This window comes from Cupriavidus sp. CuC1 (genome assembly GCF_044627735.1).
GTDB lineage: Bacteria > Pseudomonadota > Gammaproteobacteria > Burkholderiales > Burkholderiaceae > Cupriavidus > Cupriavidus ulmosensis.
Genome location: NZ_JBIUHC010000038.1, coordinates 23,877 through 41,356, shown reverse-complemented (window position 1 = coordinate 41,356; position 17,480 = coordinate 23,877). Strand labels below are relative to the sequence as shown.

Annotated in this window: 15 protein-coding genes; 7 read left to right on the top strand and 8 right to left on the bottom strand. The window is 66.2% G+C overall.

The genetic code is table 11. From position 1 onward, the window contains the following. The first annotated feature begins 25 nt into the window (after positions 1-25). The 5 genes from ACGLHR_RS18130 to ACGLHR_RS18110 all read left to right on the top strand — a co-directional run bounded on the left by ACGLHR_RS18130 (position 26) and on the right by ACGLHR_RS18110 (position 4,985). Positions 26-1,228, top strand: coding sequence for a tryptophan--tRNA ligase (locus tag ACGLHR_RS18130; protein ID WP_400095655.1), 1,203 nt, complete (start codon positions 26-28; stop codon positions 1,226-1,228). Next, complete coding sequence (locus tag ACGLHR_RS18125; protein ID WP_400095653.1) at positions 1,225-1,821, top strand: class I SAM-dependent methyltransferase; 597 nt, start codon at positions 1,225-1,227, stop codon at positions 1,819-1,821. Before ACGLHR_RS18130 ends, ACGLHR_RS18125 begins: the two co-directional genes overlap by 4 nt. A 150-nt stretch (positions 1,822-1,971) precedes the next feature. Further along, a complete protein-coding gene (gene dapA, locus ACGLHR_RS18120; protein WP_400095651.1) occupies positions 1,972-2,856 on the top strand; it encodes a 4-hydroxy-tetrahydrodipicolinate synthase in 885 nt (294 codons plus the stop codon). Positions 2,857-2,902: 46 nt separating this feature from the next. Then, complete coding sequence (gene bamC, locus ACGLHR_RS18115) at positions 2,903-4,117, top strand: outer membrane protein assembly factor BamC (protein ID WP_400095649.1); 1,215 nt, start codon at positions 2,903-2,905, stop codon at positions 4,115-4,117. A 79-nt stretch (positions 4,118-4,196) separates the two neighbouring features. Beyond that, on the top strand, positions 4,197-4,985 hold the full coding sequence (locus ACGLHR_RS18110; RefSeq protein ID WP_400095647.1) for an MBL fold metallo-hydrolase: 789 nt from the start codon (positions 4,197-4,199) through the stop codon (positions 4,983-4,985). A 99-nt stretch (positions 4,986-5,084) separates the two neighbouring features. Here ACGLHR_RS18110 and ACGLHR_RS18105 read toward each other — a convergent pair whose 3' ends face one another. After that, complete coding sequence (locus ACGLHR_RS18105) at positions 5,085-5,330, bottom strand: hypothetical protein (protein ID WP_400095646.1); 246 nt, start codon at positions 5,328-5,330, stop codon at positions 5,085-5,087. Between the two features lie 199 nt (positions 5,331-5,529). Next, positions 5,530-6,738, bottom strand: coding sequence for a JmjC domain-containing protein (locus ACGLHR_RS18100; protein ID WP_400095644.1), 1,209 nt, complete (start codon positions 6,736-6,738; stop codon positions 5,530-5,532). An 11-nt stretch (positions 6,739-6,749) separates the two neighbouring features. On the opposite strand from ACGLHR_RS18100, the gene ACGLHR_RS18095 reads away from it, so the two are divergent. Beyond that, positions 6,750-7,283, top strand: a complete 534-nt coding sequence (locus ACGLHR_RS18095) for a peptidylprolyl isomerase (protein WP_267606142.1) — start codon at positions 6,750-6,752, stop codon at positions 7,281-7,283. Positions 7,284-7,378: 95 nt separating this feature from the next. Here the strand turns inward: ACGLHR_RS18095 and ACGLHR_RS18090 are convergent, their stop codons facing one another. The 6 genes from ACGLHR_RS18090 to ACGLHR_RS18065 all read right to left on the bottom strand — a co-directional run bounded on the left by ACGLHR_RS18090 (position 7,379) and on the right by ACGLHR_RS18065 (position 16,588). Beyond that, complete coding sequence (locus tag ACGLHR_RS18090; protein ID WP_400095641.1) at positions 7,379-8,437, bottom strand: hypothetical protein; 1,059 nt, start codon at positions 8,435-8,437, stop codon at positions 7,379-7,381. Further along, positions 8,434-11,148, bottom strand: coding sequence for a DNA mismatch repair protein MutS (mutS, locus tag ACGLHR_RS18085; RefSeq protein WP_400095640.1), 2,715 nt, complete (start codon positions 11,146-11,148; stop codon positions 8,434-8,436). The genes ACGLHR_RS18090 and mutS overlap by 4 nt, the downstream gene beginning before the upstream one ends. Before the next feature lie 224 nt (positions 11,149-11,372). Beyond that, a complete protein-coding gene (locus ACGLHR_RS18080) occupies positions 11,373-12,392 on the bottom strand; it encodes a potassium-transporting ATPase subunit C (protein ID WP_400095639.1) in 1,020 nt (339 codons plus the stop codon). A 46-nt stretch (positions 12,393-12,438) separates the two neighbouring features. Continuing rightward, entirely contained in the window at positions 12,439-14,583 is a 2,145-nt protein-coding gene (kdpB, locus tag ACGLHR_RS18075) for a potassium-transporting ATPase subunit KdpB (RefSeq protein ID WP_400095637.1), read from the bottom strand. Between the two features lie 58 nt (positions 14,584-14,641). After that, positions 14,642-16,456 (bottom strand): potassium-transporting ATPase subunit KdpA, encoded by a 1,815-nt coding sequence (gene kdpA / locus ACGLHR_RS18070; protein ID WP_400095635.1) that lies wholly within the window; start codon positions 16,454-16,456, stop codon positions 14,642-14,644. A 36-nt stretch (positions 16,457-16,492) separates the two neighbouring features. Continuing rightward, complete coding sequence (locus ACGLHR_RS18065) at positions 16,493-16,588, bottom strand: potassium-transporting ATPase subunit F (RefSeq protein WP_267606146.1); 96 nt, start codon at positions 16,586-16,588, stop codon at positions 16,493-16,495. 446 nt (positions 16,589-17,034) lie between these two features. Here ACGLHR_RS18065 and ACGLHR_RS18060 point away from each other — a divergent pair, with 446 nt between their 5' ends. Then, the gene (locus ACGLHR_RS18060) at positions 17,035-17,460 is read left to right on the top strand and encodes a universal stress protein (RefSeq protein WP_267606147.1); all 426 of its coding nucleotides are present in this window, start codon (positions 17,035-17,037) and stop codon (positions 17,458-17,460) included. Positions 17,461-17,480 lie beyond the last annotated feature (20 nt).

Here is a 17,480-nt window from a genome sequence, read left to right as displayed (position 1 = left end):
CCGACTCCCACAAATACAGATAGACATGTTCCCCGATCGCGTTCTTTCCGGCATGCGGCCTACCGGCGCGCTGCACCTGGGTCACTATCACGGCGTACTCAAGAACTGGGTCCAGCTCCAGGCCGAATATCCCTGTTTCTTCTTCGTGGCAGACTGGCATGCGCTCACCACGCACTATGAATCGCCGGAGGTGATCGGCGAATCGGTGTGGGAGATGCTGATCGACTGGCTCGCCGCCGGCGTCGATCCCGAGCGCGCCACGCTGTTTATCCAGAGCCGCGTGCCCGAGCATGCCGAGCTGTTCCTGCTGCTGTCGATGGGCACGCCGCTGGGCTGGCTGGAGCGGGTGCCGACCTACAAGGACCAGATCGAGAAGCTCAAGGACAAGGATCTCTCCACCTACGGCTTTCTTGGCTATCCGCTGCTGCAGGCCGCCGATATCCTGATCTACCGCGCCGGCCGCGTGCCGGTGGGTGAGGACCAGGTGCCGCACGTGGAGATCACGCGCGAGATCGCGCGCCGCTTCAACTATCTGTACGGGCGCCAGCCGGACTTCGAGGCGCAGGCGCAGGAAGCCGCCAAAAAGCTGGGCGGCAAGCGCACCAAGGCTTATCTGGAACTGCGCCGCGCCTATCAGGAACAGGGCAAGGCGGAGGCGCTGGAAGAGGGCGGCGCGCTGGTGGCGCAGTCGCAGAGCCTGGCCGCCGAAGACCGTGAATTGCTGCTGGGCTACCTGGGCGGCTCGCGCAAGACCATCCTGGTCGAGCCGCAGGCGCTGCTGACCGCGGCATCGCGCATGCCCGGGCTGGACGGCCAGAAGATGTCGAAGTCCTATGGCAACACCATCCGCATGCGCGAGGACAAGGCGTCGGTGGAAAAGAAGGTGCGCACCATGCCAACCGATCCAGCCCGCGTGCGCCGCACCGATGCCGGCGAGCCGGCGCGTTGCCCGGTGTGGCAACTGCACCAGGTCTATACGGATGCGCCCACCCGCGAGTGGGTCGAGAAGGGATGCCGCAGCGCCGGCATCGGCTGCATCGAATGCAAGCAGCCGGTGATCGAGGGCATCCTGCGCGAGCAGCAGCCCCTGCTCGAGCGGGCGCAAAAATACATGGACGATCCCGTGCTGCTGCGCGCCATCGTCGACCACGGCTGCGACCAGGCCAGGCGGGTGGCGCGCGAGACGATGCGCGACGTGCGCGCCGTCATGGGCCTGGGGTACCGGTGAGCACGGCGGCGGGCCTCCCCCACGCGCCGCTGGGCGCGCCGTCGCCGTGGGTGACGCGCTGGGCACATCTGGTGCGCCCTGGCGGCCGCGTGCTCGACCTGGCCTGTGGCAACGGCCGCCACGCCACCTGGTTCGCGCGCCGCGGCCATGTGGTGCTGGGCGTCGATCGCGATGCGGCGGCATTGGACGCGCTGGCGGCATTGGCCGAAGGCGTCGCCACGCGCCCGGCCGACCTGGAGCAGGGCGCGTGGCCGCTTGCGGACGAGCCGGGTTTCGACGCGATCGTGGTCACAAATTACCTGCACAGGCCTCTTTGGCCGCATTTGTTCGCTGCGCTGGCGCCCGGCGGCGTGCTTCTTTACGAAACCTTCGCGGCCGGCAACGAGACCGTGGGCAAGCCTTCGAACCCTGATTTCTTGCTGCAGCCGGGCGAGTTGCTGGATGCCGTGCGCGGCATCTTGCGGGTGGTTGCCTTCGAAGATGGTATGCTGGAAGTGCCTAAAACTGCCTTTGTGCAGCGTATTTGCGCGATTCGCGAAGAATCAGGCAAAACGGGCGGCCGAGCGCCGCCGCGGTATCCTTTGCCGGGCTGAAGTGCGGCCCCGGTTATGTGCGGGCCCGGTCGGCGAGACCTGGGCTTCACGCGTTGAACTGCCTTGGGTTTTCCCCGGTCGAAGGTGCGGTCGGAAGGCCTTGGGTATCCGGTACAATCGCGGTATTCGTTTCTCGAATTCTCAAACGTTATGACACAGATTAACGGCAGCATCGTCGCTATCGTGACGCCGATGCAGGAAGATGGCAGCCTGGATTTCCCCGCGCTGCGCGCCCTGGTCGACTGGCACGTGGCCGAGGGCACCGATGGCATTGTGATCGTCGGCACCACCGGCGAGTCTCCCACGGTGAACGTGGATGAGCATTGCGAGCTGATCCGCGTTGCCGTGGAGCAGGCCGACAAGCGCATCCCGATCATCGCCGGCACCGGCGGCAACTCGACCAAGGAAGCGATCGAGCTGACCGCGTTCGCCAAGCAGGTCGGCGCCGATGCGTCGCTGCAGGTGGTGCCCTACTACAACAAGCCCACCCAGGAGGGCATGTACCGCCATTTCCGCACGATCGCGGAAGCGGTGGAACTGCCGGTTGTGCTGTACAACGTGCCGGGCCGTACCGTGGCCGACATGCAGCACGACACCATCCTGCGCCTGGCGCAGGTGCCGGGCATCATTGGCGTGAAGGAAGCGACCGGCAACATCGACCGCGCCGCGCAGCTGATCAAGGATGCGCCGGAAGGCTTCGCCATCTACAGTGGCGACGATCCCACCGCGATTGCCCTGATGCTGCTGGGTGGTCATGGCAATATCTCGGTCACGGCCAACGTGGCGCCACGCAAGATGCACGAATTGTGCGTGGGTGCCCTGAAGGGCGACGCTATCACCGCGCGTCGCATCCATATGGAACTGGTTGCGCTGAACAAGGCGATGTTCGTCGAGGCCAACCCGATTCCCGTCAAGTGGGCGCTCCAGCAAATGGGCAAGATGCAGGGCGGTATCCGCCTCCCGCTCACCCCGCTGTCAACGGAATACCACGAAGCGGTGCGCAAGGCGCTGTCGGCGGCCGGCCTGCTCGGCTGATCGTCCGGTGTTTTGCCGTCATCCCATCAACTAGGATTGCGTGTCAATGAAACTCAAGCTTAACCGCCACGGTGCAACGCAAGTTGGCCGTGCCGCCCTGATCTTGCCCGTGCTAGTGGCAAGCGCGATGTCCGGTTGCAGCAGCATCAACGACGCGATGGCGCCCGACAAGATCGACTACAAGTCCGCTGCCAAGCGCACCTCCACGCTGGACGTGCCGCCGGACCTGACCAAGATCGAAGGCGATCGCCGCTACTCCGTGCCGGATCAGAACGGCACCTCCACGCTGTCGACCTACAACCAGGCGACCAAGACCGTGCAACAGCAGGCCGGTAGCGAGAACGTGCTGCCCTCCACGCAAGGCATCCGCATGGAGCGCGACGGCAACCAGCGCTGGCTGGTGATCAGCAACGGCATGCCGGCGGACAAGCTGTGGCAGTCGATGCGTGAATTCTGGCAGGAGAGCGGTTTCCTGCTGGTGCAGGACTCGCCCGAGACCGGCATCATGGAAACCGACTGGGCCGAGAACCGCGCCAAGATCCCGCAGGATTTCATCCGCAATACGATCGGCAAGGTCTTCGATGGCCTGTACTCGACGTCCGAGCGCGACAAGTTCCGCACGCGCGTGGAGCGCTCGCAGAACGGCAACCTTGAAGTCTTCATCAGCCATCGCGGCGCGCAGGAACAGCTGACCGGCATCGACAAGTCGAACACGATCTGGACGCCGCGCCCCTCCGATCCTGAGCTGGAAGCCGAATTCCTTTCGCGCTTCGCGCAGCGCCTGGGCGTGCAGAAGGAGCAGGCCGACCGCATGGCCAAGGACCCCGCCGCACCGGCAGCCGCTGCTGCGGGCACGACGGCGGCAGCCGCAAAGGGTGCTGCGCCTAGCGCCAATTCCAACCTGACCCAGGTCAATGGCAGCCAGGCATTGCAGCTGTCCGAGCCGTTCGACCGCGCCTGGCGCTCGGTCGGCCTGGCACTGGACCGCGTGAACTTCACGGTAGAAGACCGGGACCGCGCGCAGGGCGTGTACTACGTGCGCTATGTCGACCCGCGCGACACCGTGGACAATCGTGGCTTCTTCTCCAAGCTGTTCACCAAGACCGGCACCGAAGACAGCAAGAAGGCGAAGAAATATCGCGTGGCGCTGAAGGGCGACGGCACCGGCACGACCGTGACGGTGCAGAACGATGCGGGCCAGCCGGAAGGCACCGAAGTCGGCAAGCGCATCCTTTCCTTGCTCGACGAGCAACTGCGCTGACCGGCGTGCGGGTCACGCAAACCAGCCCGCGGCGCCCGGCCGCGGGGTGGCCTGCCGGGCTGCAAGGGGAGGCAGGCGCATGATGCGCTTTGCCTTCCTCGGTAGCGGCAGCGAGGGCAATTCCCTGTTGATCGAGTCGCAAGAGGGCATCACCACGACCAGGGTGCTGCTCGATTGCGGATTTGGCATTCGAGAAACCGCACGGCGGCTCGAGCGGCTTGGCGTCACGCCGGACCAGCTCGATGCCGTGCTGGTCACCCATGAGCACGGCGATCATGTCGGCTCGGCCTACGCCTTTGCTTCCCGTCACGATTTGCCGGTGCACACCAGCCACGGCACCTGGCTTGCCACCTCGCATATGCGCGGGGCGGACAAGGCCGACGTGCGCGTGTGCGGTGCCGACCATCCGCTGCTGATCGGCAGCCTCCACATACTCCCGTACACCGTGCCGCACGATGCGCGCGAGCCATTGCAGTTCGTGCTAAGTGACGGCGACGCCCGCCTGGGCGTGCTGACCGATGCCGGCATGGGGACGCCTTACGTCACCGCGCGGCTGGCTGGGGTGCATGCGCTGGTGCTGGAGTGCAACCATGATCGGGAGATGCTGCGCAATTCCGCCTATCCGTATTCGCTGAAGCGGCGCATCGGTGGCGACTTTGGCCACCTTGCCAATGAAGTTGCGGCCGGCATCCTGGAGCGGGTGGCGCATGCGGGGCTGCAGCGCGTGGTGGCCGCGCACCTGAGCCAGCAGAACAATACCCGGGAACTGGCTACCCAGGCACTGGCGACCGTGCTTGGCGTGTCGCCCGACGAAATCCTGGTGGCGGACCAGCACGAGGGGCTGGACTGGCAGCCGGTCAGAGCCTGAGGCGGGGCGGGCAATACGCCGACGAAACCTGCAAGTGCAGATGCTGCAGACGTAAAAAAAGCCGACCCGAAGGTCGGCTTTTTTATCGGTCGAGACCGATTACTGCTTAGCAGCTGCAGCCGATGCGTCAGCAGCCGCGCCGGAAGCTTCAGCAGCCGAGGTCGCTGCGCTCGAAGCAGCAGCCGTTGCGTCAGCAGCAGCAGCCGATGCTTCGGCAGCAGCAGCCGGAGCGGCAGCGGCCGGAGCCGAAGCTTCCGGTGCCGGAGCAGCGGCTTCTTCTTTCTTGCCGCAAGCGGCGAGAGCAACGGCGGCGAGCAGCGATGCGATCAGGAGAGACTTCTTCATTGTTCGTCCTTTAACTTTAATAACAGAAAAACAGGCGATGAATAATTACCGGTAATTATCGCTCTTGAACTGCAAAATAGAGGCTCTCCCGGGTGCCGACAAATGCAGTGGTACACAGTACTAGCCAGCCGGTGATTATATCCGCGTTTTCCCGGCTTGTGTAGCGCTGTCTTTTCCTGTTTTTGGTTGTTACGGATTATTACAGCGACGCGGGTCCGAATTGCAGCCAGCCTTCCAGCGCCCAGTGATGGAAAGTCTCCATCAGATCCGGCAGATCCGCGCAGGCAGCCACTTCCGCGGCGCTCAGGCAGCGCTGGTCCGCCAGCAGGCGCAGCCAGCGCGCCAGCGCCGAGGGCGGTTCGTAGGCTTCGCCATTGATAAAGAAATGGGTGCGGTCATACAACGCAATGGATCCCGGCGCAAGTACTACGCCGTGAGACAAGGCGAGTTTGTTGTATTTCTTCAGCGTGATTTCGGGTATTTCCGCAAACTCCACGCCAGGCTTGGGCTCCGATAGATGCGCGCCCAGAAACTCCGAAACCATGCTACCCGACCAACGGAGGGCGCTCAGTTTTTCGGTCACCGCCCGCACCATCTTGGCCGGCAGCTGGGCCGGATGTGCCGTTGCCGGCTCGCCGGGGTCAGCGTAGCGTCCGCTCAGGTCCTCGTTGTCCTCGACCGTTTCCGACAACCAGGCCAGGAAGTGCCCCGCCAGCTCGCGGTAGGCCGGTGCGCGAAAACCGACCGAGTATGTCATGCACTCGCCCTCGGCCACGCCGTCGTGGGCGTACTGAGGTGGCAGGTACAGCATGTCGCCTGGCTCCAGCACCCATTCCTCTTCGGCCGTGAAGTCCGCCAGGATCTTGAGCGGCAGGTCCGGGACCAGGTCGAGCTTGGTCTGGGACGAGATGCGCCAGCGCCGCCGGCCCGATACTTGCAAGAGAAAAACGTCGTAGGAATCGAAGTGCGGGCCCACGCCGCCGCCGTCGGTGGCGTAGCTGACCATCAGGTCGTCCAGGCGCGCATCCGGGGCGAAACGGAATTGCCCCAGCAAGTCCGCGGCTGCACTATCGTGGAGGTTAACGCCCTGCACCAGCAGCGACCATTGACGGGCTTTCAGGGAGGGCAGGTTGTCAGCGGCGAAGGGGCCTTGCTCGAGCTTCCAGCGGTTGCGAAAGTGCGACACCAGGCGCGACTCGACATCGTCGCGGTCGGCCAGTTGGAAAAGCGACTCGCGCGATACCGGCGGCACGATTCCCGGTACGGCTTGTCGAATCAGCAGGGGTTTGCGGTGCCAGATATCGCGCATGAAAGCAGCTGGCGTCATGCCACCCAGGAGGGTGAGCGGCGCGTCAGGATCGACGGGGCCGGGGGGCAAGGCCTGCGCGTATAATGCGGAATCGTTCATGGAGTCAAGAATTGAAAATCGCTAAGAACACGGTGGTATCCGTGGTGTACAAGCTGTCGGATGCGCAGGGCAATCTGATCGAGGAGTCGGATGAGCCGATGGTTTACTTGCACGGCGGATATGATGGCACGTTCCCCAAGATCGAGGAAGCGCTGGAAGGCCATGAAGCCGGCTTCGAAACCCAGCTGCAGCTCGAGCCCGAGGAAGCCTTCGGCGATTACGACGCCGATATGGTCAAGGTAGAGCCGCGCGACCGTTTCCCCGAGCCGCTGGAAGTCGGCATGCAGTTCGAAGGCGTGCCCGAAGACGGCGACGACGAAGACTCGATCATCTACACCGTGACCGACGTGGCCCAAGACAAGGTCGTGCTGGATGGCAACCATCCGCTGGCCGGCATGGCACTGCGTTTCTGGCTGCAGGTAGCGGAAGTCCGCGAAGCCACGGCCGACGAAGTGCAGCACGGCCACGCGCACGGTGCCTCGGGCATCGAAGTCGTGGACGAGGATGAGGACGACGAAGGCGACAGCAGCCGCACGCTGCACTGAGTGCGCGACGCGCGCGAGCCCTCGCGGAAGGTCCCACGAATAAAGCCGGCATCGCCGGCTTTTTCTTTGTGCTCGCGGGGTTGGACTGACGCCATTCATTCCGCCTCGGGGCCATCCTTGAGCGTGACTTCAAACAGCGAAGGCGACCCCGGCGTGATCGCCAGTTCCGTGTACTGGCCGGGCGCGCCGCTTGGCAACACCACGCGGGAAACATTGCGCAGCGTCTTGCCGCTGGCATCTTTCATCGGCCTGTCGATGCCGAAGCCGCCCAGGCCGGTATGCACCAGCAGGACCTGGCCCCGGTAGCGTCCGGCCAGCTCGCGCAGCTGGCGCTTGAACTCCAGGAAGCCATCGCGCGCGCGCCGGCGCAGGAAACCGTCGAACAGGGAGGGATTGCCGCGCTGCTCCCAGCCGTTGCCGAACTGCGGGTCGGCATGCGTGAGCAGCACGATGCCGGGCAGGTTCTGCTGCTGTGCCAGCGAAAACGCGCGCGCCAGCCATTGGCGGTTGGCCTCGCGGCGATCCTCGAACTCGCCGTTGCGCCCGCCTTCCGAGCGATAGTGATTGTTGTCGCCCGGCAGGTTCAACCCCACCAGCATGACGCTGCCAGCGTGCCAGCGCACGTTTTCCCGATAGCTGCGAAAGGTTGCCTGCTCGGACTGCCGCATCAGCGGCAGCACCCGCTGGCCCAGCGTGGTATCGGCCGGATAGAACAGCTCGCGCAGGCGGTTCAGCCGCTCCACCGCATCGAAGCGCCCGTTGGCGGCGCGAGCGCATTCCGCCCAGTCGGTCTCGCCTGGCAGGTAGACGAGCGGCAGGGGCGACTGGTCGAGCAGCCGCTGGCGAGCGGAAAGCAAGGTGTCGCCGCAGGATTCGGTATCGCCCTTGATGCCGCCCAGATGGACGACAAATTCCAGCCGCCGCGCGGCCAGGAATTCGAGCAGGCGGGCGGTGCCCGCTTCGGCGGCCGGCCACTGCGGCTGGTCGGCGATTAGGGCCACGCGTATCGTTTCCGCGGCCGGAACCTGAGCCGGAACCCGGGCGCGGTTCGCCAGCGCCTGGCCCGGCAGCGCAGGCAGCGCCAGCAACACGCCGAGCATGGCCAGTCCGGCCAGGCGCTGCCAGCGCTGGCGCACGATCCCGATGGGCGTCATGCGGTGGCTACAGCATCCTTGGCGAGCGCGCGCAGCCGATAGAGCGCATCGAGCGCGTCGCGCGGCGTCAGACTGTCCGGGTCAAGCTCGGCCACCGCGTCGAGCAGCGCGGCCTGCTGCGCAGAGATCGCGTTGACCGTCTGGCCATCGCCAATGCGCTCGCCATTGCCTTCGGCTTGTTCCAGGTAGTCGTCGTCATCGTCCGGGGGCGAGGGCGGCGCGGCGAACAGGTCCAGCTGCGGCGTGGGCGTGGCGTCCGCCGACTGTTGCTCCAGCCAGGCCAGGTGCTTGCGCGCAGCCCGGATCACGGGCTGCGGCACGCCTGCCAGCTGCGCCACCTGCAGGCCGTAGCTCTGGCTGGCGGGCCCGTCCTGCACGGCGTGCAGGAAGACGATGCCGTCGCCATGCTCGACCGCGGACAGGTGGACATTGGCCGCCTGCGTGAACTCCTGCGGCAGCTGCGTCAGCTCGAAGTAATGGGTGGCAAACAGCGTATGGCTGCGGTTGTGCGCCAGCAGGTGGCGCGCAATCGCCCATGCCAGCGCGAGGCCGTCGAAGGTCGACGTGCCGCGGCCGATCTCGTCCATCAGCACCAGGCTGGCCGGCGTGGCGTTGTGCAGGATGCTGGCGGCCTCGGTCATTTCCACCATGAAGGTGGAGCGCCCGCCCGCCAGGTCGTCGGCGGCGCCGATGCGGGTGAAGATGCGGTCGATCGGGCCGATCACCGCGCGCCGCGCCGGCACATAGGCGCCCACGCAAGCCAGCAGCACGATCAGCGCGGTCTGGCGCATGAAGGTCGATTTACCGCCCATGTTCGGGCCGGTGATCAGCAGCAGCTTGCGCGCTTCCGTCAGCTGGCAATCGTTGGCGATGAACGGCACGGATTCCGCTGCGAGCTGGCCCTCCACGACCGGGTGGCGGCCCTGGGTGAGGTCGATCACGTTCTCGGCGACGCGCTCGGGCTGGGTCCAGTCCAGCGTCTGCGCGCGCTCGGCCAGCGCCGCGAGGACGTCCAGGCGCGCCAGCGCGCCGGCGACCCGCTGCAACTCGCCGATATGCGGCAGCAACTGCTGCAGCAACGCGTCATACAGCTGCTTCTCGCGCACCAGCGCGCGGTCCTGCGCGGACAGGGCCTTGTCCTCGAAGACCTTGAGCTCGGGCGTGATGTAGCGCTCGGCGTTCTTCAGCGTCTGGCGGCGGCGGTAGTCGTCGGGGACCTTGTCGGCCTGGCCGTTGGTCACCTCGATATAGAAGCCATGCACGCGGTTGTATTCCACGCGCAGGTTGGCGATGCCGGTGCGGGTGCGCTCGCGGGCTTCCAGTTCCACCAGGAACTGGCCGCAGTTCTCGGAGATATCGCGCAGCTCGTCGAGCGTGGCATCGTAGCCGCGGGCGATCACGCCGCCATCGCGGATCACGGTGGCCGGCTCCGGCGCCACCGCGCTGGCCAGCAGGGCATGGCATTCCCACGGCACCGCCAGTTCCGTCAGCGTCTGGTTGAGCAACGGCGCGGCATCGTCGGCGCGCAGGCAGGCCTGCACGTCGGGCAGGGCGGTCAGCGTGTCGCGCAGCGAGGACAGGTCGCGCGGGCGCGCATTCATCAGGGCGAGGCGCGCGGTAATGCGCTCCACGTCGGACAGCCGGCGCAGCGCCGCGCGCAGCGCATCGGTGCCTTGGCCGATCAGCGCGCCGATGGCTTGCTGGCGCGCCTGCGGGATGGTGCTGTCGCGCAGCGGATGGTGCAGCCAGTGGCGCAGCAGGCGGCTGCCCATGGCGGTGGCGCAGGTGTCCAGCAGCGAGAACAGCGTCGGCGACTCGCCGCCGCGCAGGGTCTCGGTCAGTTCCAGGTTGCGCCGCGTGGCGGTGTCCAGGCCAACGAATTCGGATTCGCGCTCGACCGTCACGCCCTTCACGTGGCGCAGCGACTGTCCCTGGGTTGTGGCCGCGTAGTTCAGCAGCGCGCCGGCGGCGCCCAGCGCCGCGCCCAGCCCGGCACAGCCGAACGGATCGAGGCTGGCCACGCCGAGTTGCTCGCGCAGGCGGCGGGTGCCGGCTTCCTGGTCGAAATGCCATTCCGGCAGCCGGGTGCGCGCGCACTCCAGCGCAGGCAGCTCGATGCCATCGGCATACAGCAGCTCCGCCGGGCGGATCCGCTCCAGTTCGCGGCCGAACTGCGCGACATCGCACTCCATCAGGCGCAACTCGCCGCTGGCCAGGTTGAGCCAGGCCAGCCCGGTCTTGCTCACGCCGCGGCGCGTGGTTTGCTGGTGCACCGCCATCAGGTAGGTATCGACCTTGTCCGGCAGCAGCGCCGCGTCGGTCAACGTGCCCGGCGTGACGATGCGCACCACCTTGCGCTCCACCGGCCCCTTGCTGGTGGCCGGGTCGCCGATCTGCTCGCAGATCGCCACCGATTCGCCCAGCTTGACCAGCCGCGCGAGGTATTGGTCCACCGAATGGAAGGGGATCCCGGCCATGCGGATCGGCACGCCGTTGGAGCTGCCGCGCGATGTCAGGGTGATGTCGAGCAGGCGCGAGGCCTTTTCGGCATCGTCGTGGAAGAGCTCGTAGAAGTCGCCCATCCGGTAGAACAGCAAGGTGTCCGGATGGTCGGCTTTCAGGCCGAGGTACTGCGCCATCATGGGCGTGTGCTTTTCCGCGTTGCCGGCCTTGGGCTCGGTCTTGGCGGACTGTCGGGGTTCTACGGACATGCAATCCTCTCGGGCGGTTTTGGCGAAACCACCTGTTTTCGGGTACTCCGGCGGCCCGCGGGCCTGGCGCGGCGTGCGCGGCAGGCGCCGTGGATGGGCGGGCGCGGATAAAACCGGCATTTTACTGCGAGCCGGGCGCCGAAGGGGGCGAGAAGGGGACAGAAGGGTGCAGGAAGGGGGAAGGGGCGGGAAGGGGCGGGGTCCGCGCGAGCCGGCAGCCCGCGCTAGCCTGCCGGTTGGCCGTAGCGCTTGCGCAGTTCGAGGTTGATGGCCAGCACATTGACCATCGGCTCGCCGGCCAGGCCGCCAAGGGGGGCCTTGGCCCGCTGCTGCAACAGGTCTGCGATTTCCTGGCGCACCGGGCCGGCGTCGCGCTTGGTATCGCGCGCCCATGCGCCCGCGACGCGCTCGAGCTGGAATAGTGCGTTAGCCAGGGTGATGTCGGGGTCCAGGCCGGAGCCGGAGGTGGTGACCATGTCGGCGGGCACCGGCGCGATGTCGGCTTGCGGATGGTCCTGCCGCCACATGTCGAAGAAGACCGACTGGATGTCGCTGCCTTCCCGCACGGCCTCGACCGTGCTGACGGTCTTGCCGTCCGCGCCGGGATGGGAAACGTCACTTGGGAACCTGCCGGGTTGCGCGATGGAGAAGGCTTCGAAGAAGGGTACGGCCAGGTCGGCTGCCTTGGGTTGTGGCGTGCCTGGATTGTCCTTGACCCACGCCGCCACCCGTTGCGGGTTGTGCTTTGCCCAAGTGTCGACATAGGCGCCATGCGCCGGGCTGGCGCTGACCCAGGCTTGCGCCAGGCTGCCGTGCGCCTGCGCCCACTGCGCAACCAGGTGCGGCTGCCCCTGGAAGCGGTCGGCCTGGAACCACCGTTCCACATCCGGCCCCACCGCTTGACCCTGCTGCGGCCCGCTGCCATAGCGCGCCACCGGTCCGAGCGAGCGCGCCACGCGGTCGCGCAGCGCGTAGTTGCTGGGCGCCAGCGACGACGAGCCCGAGGCGGAGGCGTCGTACGAGACCGCCGATGGGCGCGGCTGGAAGTATTCGTCCTTGCTGAACGGCTGCGCGATCAGCAGGGAACCGACCAGCTTGCCATCGGGGCCGGCGACCATGCTGCCGTTGGCCTGGAAGGGAAACGCGCTCTGGCCGATGACCCACAGCGCGGCCGGATAGAGGCCGCACACCACCACCACCACGCTGACCAGCAACCCTATGCTCTTGATGACATGGCGAAACATGGCTTTCTCCTTTCATGTCCTTTCGTGTCCTTTCGTGGCACGAGCCTCAGCCCGCCAGCTGCAGCGCCACCAGCAGCAGGTCGATCAACTTGATGCCGATGAAAGGCACCACCACGCCGCCCAGCCCCCACACCAGGAGGTTGCGCCGCAGCAGGGCATCGGCACCCAGCGGCCGGTAGGTGACGCCCTTGAGCGCGATCGGGATCAGCATCGGGATGATGAGCGCGTTGAAGATCACCGCCGAGAGGATGGCCGAGGTGGGCGAGTGCAGTTGCATCACGTCCATCCCCTTGAGCCACGGCAGCGTGCCCGCGAACAGCGCCGGCACGATGGCGAAGTACTTCGCCACGTCGTTGGCGATGGAGAACGTGGTCAGCGCGCCGCGGGTCATCAGCAACTGCTTGCCGATCTCGACCACTTCGATCAGCTTGGTCGGGTCGCTGTCGAGGTCGACCATATTGCCGGCCTCCTTGGCGGCCTGGGTGCCGGAATTCATGGCCAGGCCGACATCGGCCTGGGCCAGGGCCGGGGCGTCGTTGGTGCCGTCGCCCATCATGGCCACCAGCTTGCCCTCGGCCTGTTCGCGCCGCAGGTAGGTGAGCTTGGCCTCCGGCGTCGCTTGCGCGATGAATTCATCCACGCCTGCGAGGTCCGCAATCGTGGCGGCGGTGAGGGCGTTGTCGCCGGTCACCATCACGGTATGCAGTCCCATCTTGCGCAGGTGCAGGATGCGCTCGCGGATGCCTTCCTTGAGCACGTCCTCCAGCACCACCACGCCGAGGATGGCATTGCCGGAGGCCACCACCAGCGGCGTGGCGCCCTTGCCGCCGATCATCCTGAGCATGGCGTCCAGTCCGGGCGGCACCGTGCCGCCGAGCTTGCCGACGTGGGCCAGGACCGCATCCGGCGCCCCCTTGCGCAGCACGCTCCCATCCGGCAGGTCGATGCCGCTCATGCGGCTCTGCGCCGAGAAGGGCACGATGATGGTGCCATGGGGCGGTGCATTGGCGCTGCGGCCAAGGGCTGCCGTCACGATGCTCTTGCCCTCGGGAGTCTGGTCGCCGGCGGAGGCGAGCGCCGCCAGCCGCTGCAGCTCGGCCTCGGAGCAGGTGGCCACGGGCAGGAACTGGGTGGCGCGGCGATTGCCCACAGTGATGGTGCCGGTCTTGTCGAGCACCACGGTGTCGATATCGCCCGCCACCTCGACCGCCTTGCCGCTCTTGGCAATGATATTGGCGCGCATCGCCCGGTCCATGCCGGCGATGCCGATGGCCGCGAGCAGGGCGCCGATGGTGGTGGGGATCAGGCATACCAGCAGGGCCACCAGGGTCGGGATATCGGTGCCCAGGCTCTTGAGCGGCGTGGCCAGCCCGAGGTACGACGTCATGTACTGCTCGGCGTTCAGGGCCATCGGCCACAGTGGCACCACCACGATCAGGAAGATCAGGGTGAAGGCGGACAGGACCAGCGTCAGCGCGATCTCGTTCGGTGTGCGTTGCCGTACCGCGCCTTCCACCAGGCGGATCATGTGGTCGATGAAGGTGTCGCCGGCGCGCGCGGTGATGCGGATGGTGATTTCGTCGGAGATCACCATGGTGCCGCCGGTCACGCCGGTGCGGTCGCCGCCGAACTCGCGGATCACCGGCGCGGACTCGCCGGTGATGGCGGATTCGTCCACCGCCGCCGCGCCCTCGACCACTTCGCCGTCGCTGGGGATGATCTGCCAGGCCTTGACGATCACCAGGTCGCCCGGCACCAGCTTGGTCGATCTGACGGTCTCCACGCGATCGCCCTGCAGCCGGTAGGCCACCGTGTCGTGGCGCGTACGGCGCATGGATTCTGCCTGTGCCTTGCCGCGCTCCTCGGCGATGGCCGTGGCGAAATTGGCAAACAGCACGGTCGCCCACAGCCAGCCATCGAGCGCGACGAAGTAGGTCAGCGGAACCTGGCTCACGGCGTGGCCAAGCGCCACTTGCACGGTGTAGAACAGGGTCAGCAGCGCACCGAGCTCCACCACGAACATCACCGGGTTTTTCCATTGCACGTCCGGCCGCAGCGCCAGCACCGCCTCCCACATGGCGGTGCGCACCAGCGGCCAGGGGAAGAGTTCGTGCGGCATCAGGCTGCGCGACGGCTTCAGCCCGGTGGGCAGGCCGGCAACCGCATCGTGAGGTGTCTTGATGCTAGCCATGACAGGGTTCCTTCGATAGAGGCATCACTGCAAAACTGCAACCGGGGGCGCTCCCTGGCTAACCCCCGAACGGGATCGGCCCGAGATACTCGGCCAGAGGCCCAAGCGCTGCTACCGGCAGGAACAGCAGCGCACCCACGATGGCAATGGTGCCCAGCAGCAGCAGGCCGAAGGTCAGGGTGTTGTCGCGCATGGTGCCCAAGGTCGTCGGCGCCACCTTCTTGCGCCCGAGGAAGACCGCCATGGCGATCGGCGCGATGATCGGCAGGTAACGGCTGAACAGCATCACCAGGCCGGTCGACACGTCCAGCGGCACGGCCGACGGTGGCGGGGCCGGGTTGGCGTTGGGGCCATAGCTGACTGCCAGTCCATCGAAGGCGGATCCATTGTTGGCCGAGGCCGAGGAGAACTGGTAGGTGATCTCGGTGAAGGCGTGCGGGCCGGCATTGGGCGCGGCCTTGGGGCCCCAGTCGGTCGCGGAGACGATGCCGGTGGGGCCCAGGATCAGGATCGGATGGATCAGCAGCGCGATCATGGCCAGCTTCATTTCGCGCGCGCCGACCTTGCGTCCCAGGTACTCCGGTGTGCGGCCCACCATCTGTCCCGCCAGGAACACGCCCACGATCAGGAACAGCAACAGGTTGATCATGCCGACGCCCTTGCCGCCGAACACGCAATTGATCCACATGCCGATCAGCGGCGCGAGCCCCGCCATCGGATGCAGGCTGTCGTGCTCGGCATTGACGGCGCCGCAGGTCACATCCGTCGTGATGGCGGCAAAGGTCGCGCCGGCGGAAGTGCCAAAGCGTAGTTCCTTGCCTTCCAGGTTGCCCAGGTGCTGGTCCACCGGCAGTGCGGGCAGCGCCGGTATCGTCAGCATGGCGGGCGAGCCCGCTGCCTTGCCGGGCATCGGGTAGCTGCGTGCCACCGGATGCGGCGTCAGCGCGGGATTGGGCTGCAAGGCGTCCCAGTAGATCGTCCAGCCGATCAGGCTGACCATCATGGTCAGCATCACGCCGTAGATCACCACGGCGTGGCGCAGCCGCCCGAGCATGCGGCCGTACATCAGCACGAGCGCGAACGGGAACACCATCATGGCAACGGTGGTCAGCACATTGCTGGCCGCCGTCGGGTTTTCAAAAGGATGCGCCGCGTTCATGCCATAGAAGCCACCGCCATTGGTGCCGAGCATCTTGATCGGCACCACCGCCGCGACCGGGCCGACGATGATGGTCTGCGTCTTGGGCTCGCCATTGTCGGCCGTGCCCATCGCGGCTGGCTCCAGCGTGCTCACCTGGTACGCGCTCTGGTAGGTCATGGGCGTGCCTTGCTGGATGAAGATCACGCCGCACACCAGCGCCGCCGGCAAGAACATGTAGATCACCACCCGCCACATGTCCACGAAGAAGTTGCCCAGGGCGGGCTCGCCGCGCAGCGCGCGGATGATGGCTGCCAGCGCGCACAAGCCAACCGCCGCCGACAGGAACATGTTCGGCAGGATGAAGAAGATCTGGCTGAAGTTGGAGAGGTGCTGGTCGCCCGAGTAGTGCTGCAGGTTGGTATTGGTGATGAACGAGATGACCGTGTTGAAGATGGTCGATGGCGCCAGCATGCCGCGGCCCATCGGGTTGAGCGGCGTGACGGGCTGCAGCGATAGCACCACGTAACCATAGACGAACAGCAAGCCATTGAATACCAGCAAGGCCAGCGTGTATTGCTTCCAGTCCTGGGGCCCGCTATCGAGGAGCGCTTCGAACCAGCGCAGGCCCGGCAGCGGCCGGTACTTGCCATCCATGATCCACGCCATGTAGCGGCTGAGCGGGATCGACACGGCAATGGCGAGGGCCAGGATGAGCAGGGGGAGGGTCCACATAGGTCGCTCCGGGAAGTGACGGCGAATTTCGCCGCGCTAGAACCATTCCGGCCGGATCAGGGCCAGCACCAGGTACACAAAGACGAACAGGGACAAGCCCGCGGCAAGCCAGGTCATGGTGGGTATCTCCAATGCAATCGAGCCGCCCCGGCGGCCTTCAGATGCGTTCGCAGCCGAGCAGGAACAATCCGCACAGGCCGATGCCGGCAAGGCCCAGCGCGAACAGCAGGGGAAGCCATAGGAAGAGGTTCATGAGCGTGTGCTCCACGTCGCCTGAAGCGCTGTGCCGGCCCGTCGGAGGCTGATACGGGAGGGCGCGCGATATCTGCATTAGCTATAGCCGTGCCGGCGGCATCATGCGGTAAAGATGGGCGGGCCCGATGTCAAATTTCCGTAAACAAAAAAAGGCGGCGTGCCGCGGCGCGTTCGCGGGCGAAGGATGTTTACGAAAAAAATATGCGGCCATCTGTGTCTTTACAGAATCTTTGCGGGATCCGAACTTATATGGAATCGAGATGACTGGCCGATACACGCCGGTCGCGAAACGATCAAGGATCGAGACAAGGGAAGGGGGCGACATGCTGAGAGTTCTGGTACCCGTCAACGGCTCCGCGCACGCGCTGGATGCGGTGCGTCATGCCGCCTTCATGTTCCGGGACCGCTGTGTGTCCGAGGTGGTCCTGCTCAATGTCCAGCCGCCGCTGGAATTCGGCCGCGCCTCGGCCTTCCACTCGCTGGCCGCGTTGCGCAAGCTGGAGGAGGCGAGCGGGGAGGCCGCGCTGCGCGATGCACGCAGCATCCTGGACGACGCCGGGGCCAGGTATGTTGCGCAGATCAAGGTGGGCGACGTGGCGCACACCATTGCGCAGGCCGCGGCCGCGAACGACTGCGATGCCATCGTGATGGGCACGGCCGGGCGCACGGCCGTGGGCGCGTTGCTGGCGGGACGGCTGACCAACAAGCTGATACGCATGTCGAGCGTGCCGGTGACGCTGGTCAAGTAGCTCGCACTCTCACGGCACTC

Coding starts and splice junctions, on each gene's coding strand:
- ACGLHR_RS18110 (WP_400095647.1), top strand. CDS start 4,197: ATGATGCGCTTTGCCTTCCTCGGTAGCGGCAGCGAGGGCAATTCCCTG.
- mutS (WP_400095640.1), bottom strand. CDS start 11,148: ATGTCCGTAGAACCCCGACAGTCCGCCAAGACCGAGCCCAAGGCCGGC.
- bamC (WP_400095649.1), top strand. CDS start 2,903: ATGAAACTCAAGCTTAACCGCCACGGTGCAACGCAAGTTGGCCGTGCC.
- ACGLHR_RS18090 (WP_400095641.1), bottom strand. CDS start 8,437: ATGACGCCCATCGGGATCGTGCGCCAGCGCTGGCAGCGCCTGGCCGGA.
- kdpB (WP_400095637.1), bottom strand. CDS start 14,583: ATGGCTAGCATCAAGACACCTCACGATGCGGTTGCCGGCCTGCCCACC.
- ACGLHR_RS18060 (WP_267606147.1), top strand. CDS start 17,035: ATGCTGAGAGTTCTGGTACCCGTCAACGGCTCCGCGCACGCGCTGGAT.
- ACGLHR_RS18080 (WP_400095639.1), bottom strand. CDS start 12,392: ATGTTTCGCCATGTCATCAAGAGCATAGGGTTGCTGGTCAGCGTGGTG.
- kdpA (WP_400095635.1), bottom strand. CDS start 16,456: ATGTGGACCCTCCCCCTGCTCATCCTGGCCCTCGCCATTGCCGTGTCG.
- ACGLHR_RS18130 (WP_400095655.1), top strand. CDS start 26: ATGTTCCCCGATCGCGTTCTTTCCGGCATGCGGCCTACCGGCGCGCTG.
- ACGLHR_RS18100 (WP_400095644.1), bottom strand. CDS start 6,738: ATGAACGATTCCGCATTATACGCGCAGGCCTTGCCCCCCGGCCCCGTC.
- ACGLHR_RS18105 (WP_400095646.1), bottom strand. CDS start 5,330: ATGAAGAAGTCTCTCCTGATCGCATCGCTGCTCGCCGCCGTTGCTCTC.
- dapA (WP_400095651.1), top strand. CDS start 1,972: ATGACACAGATTAACGGCAGCATCGTCGCTATCGTGACGCCGATGCAG.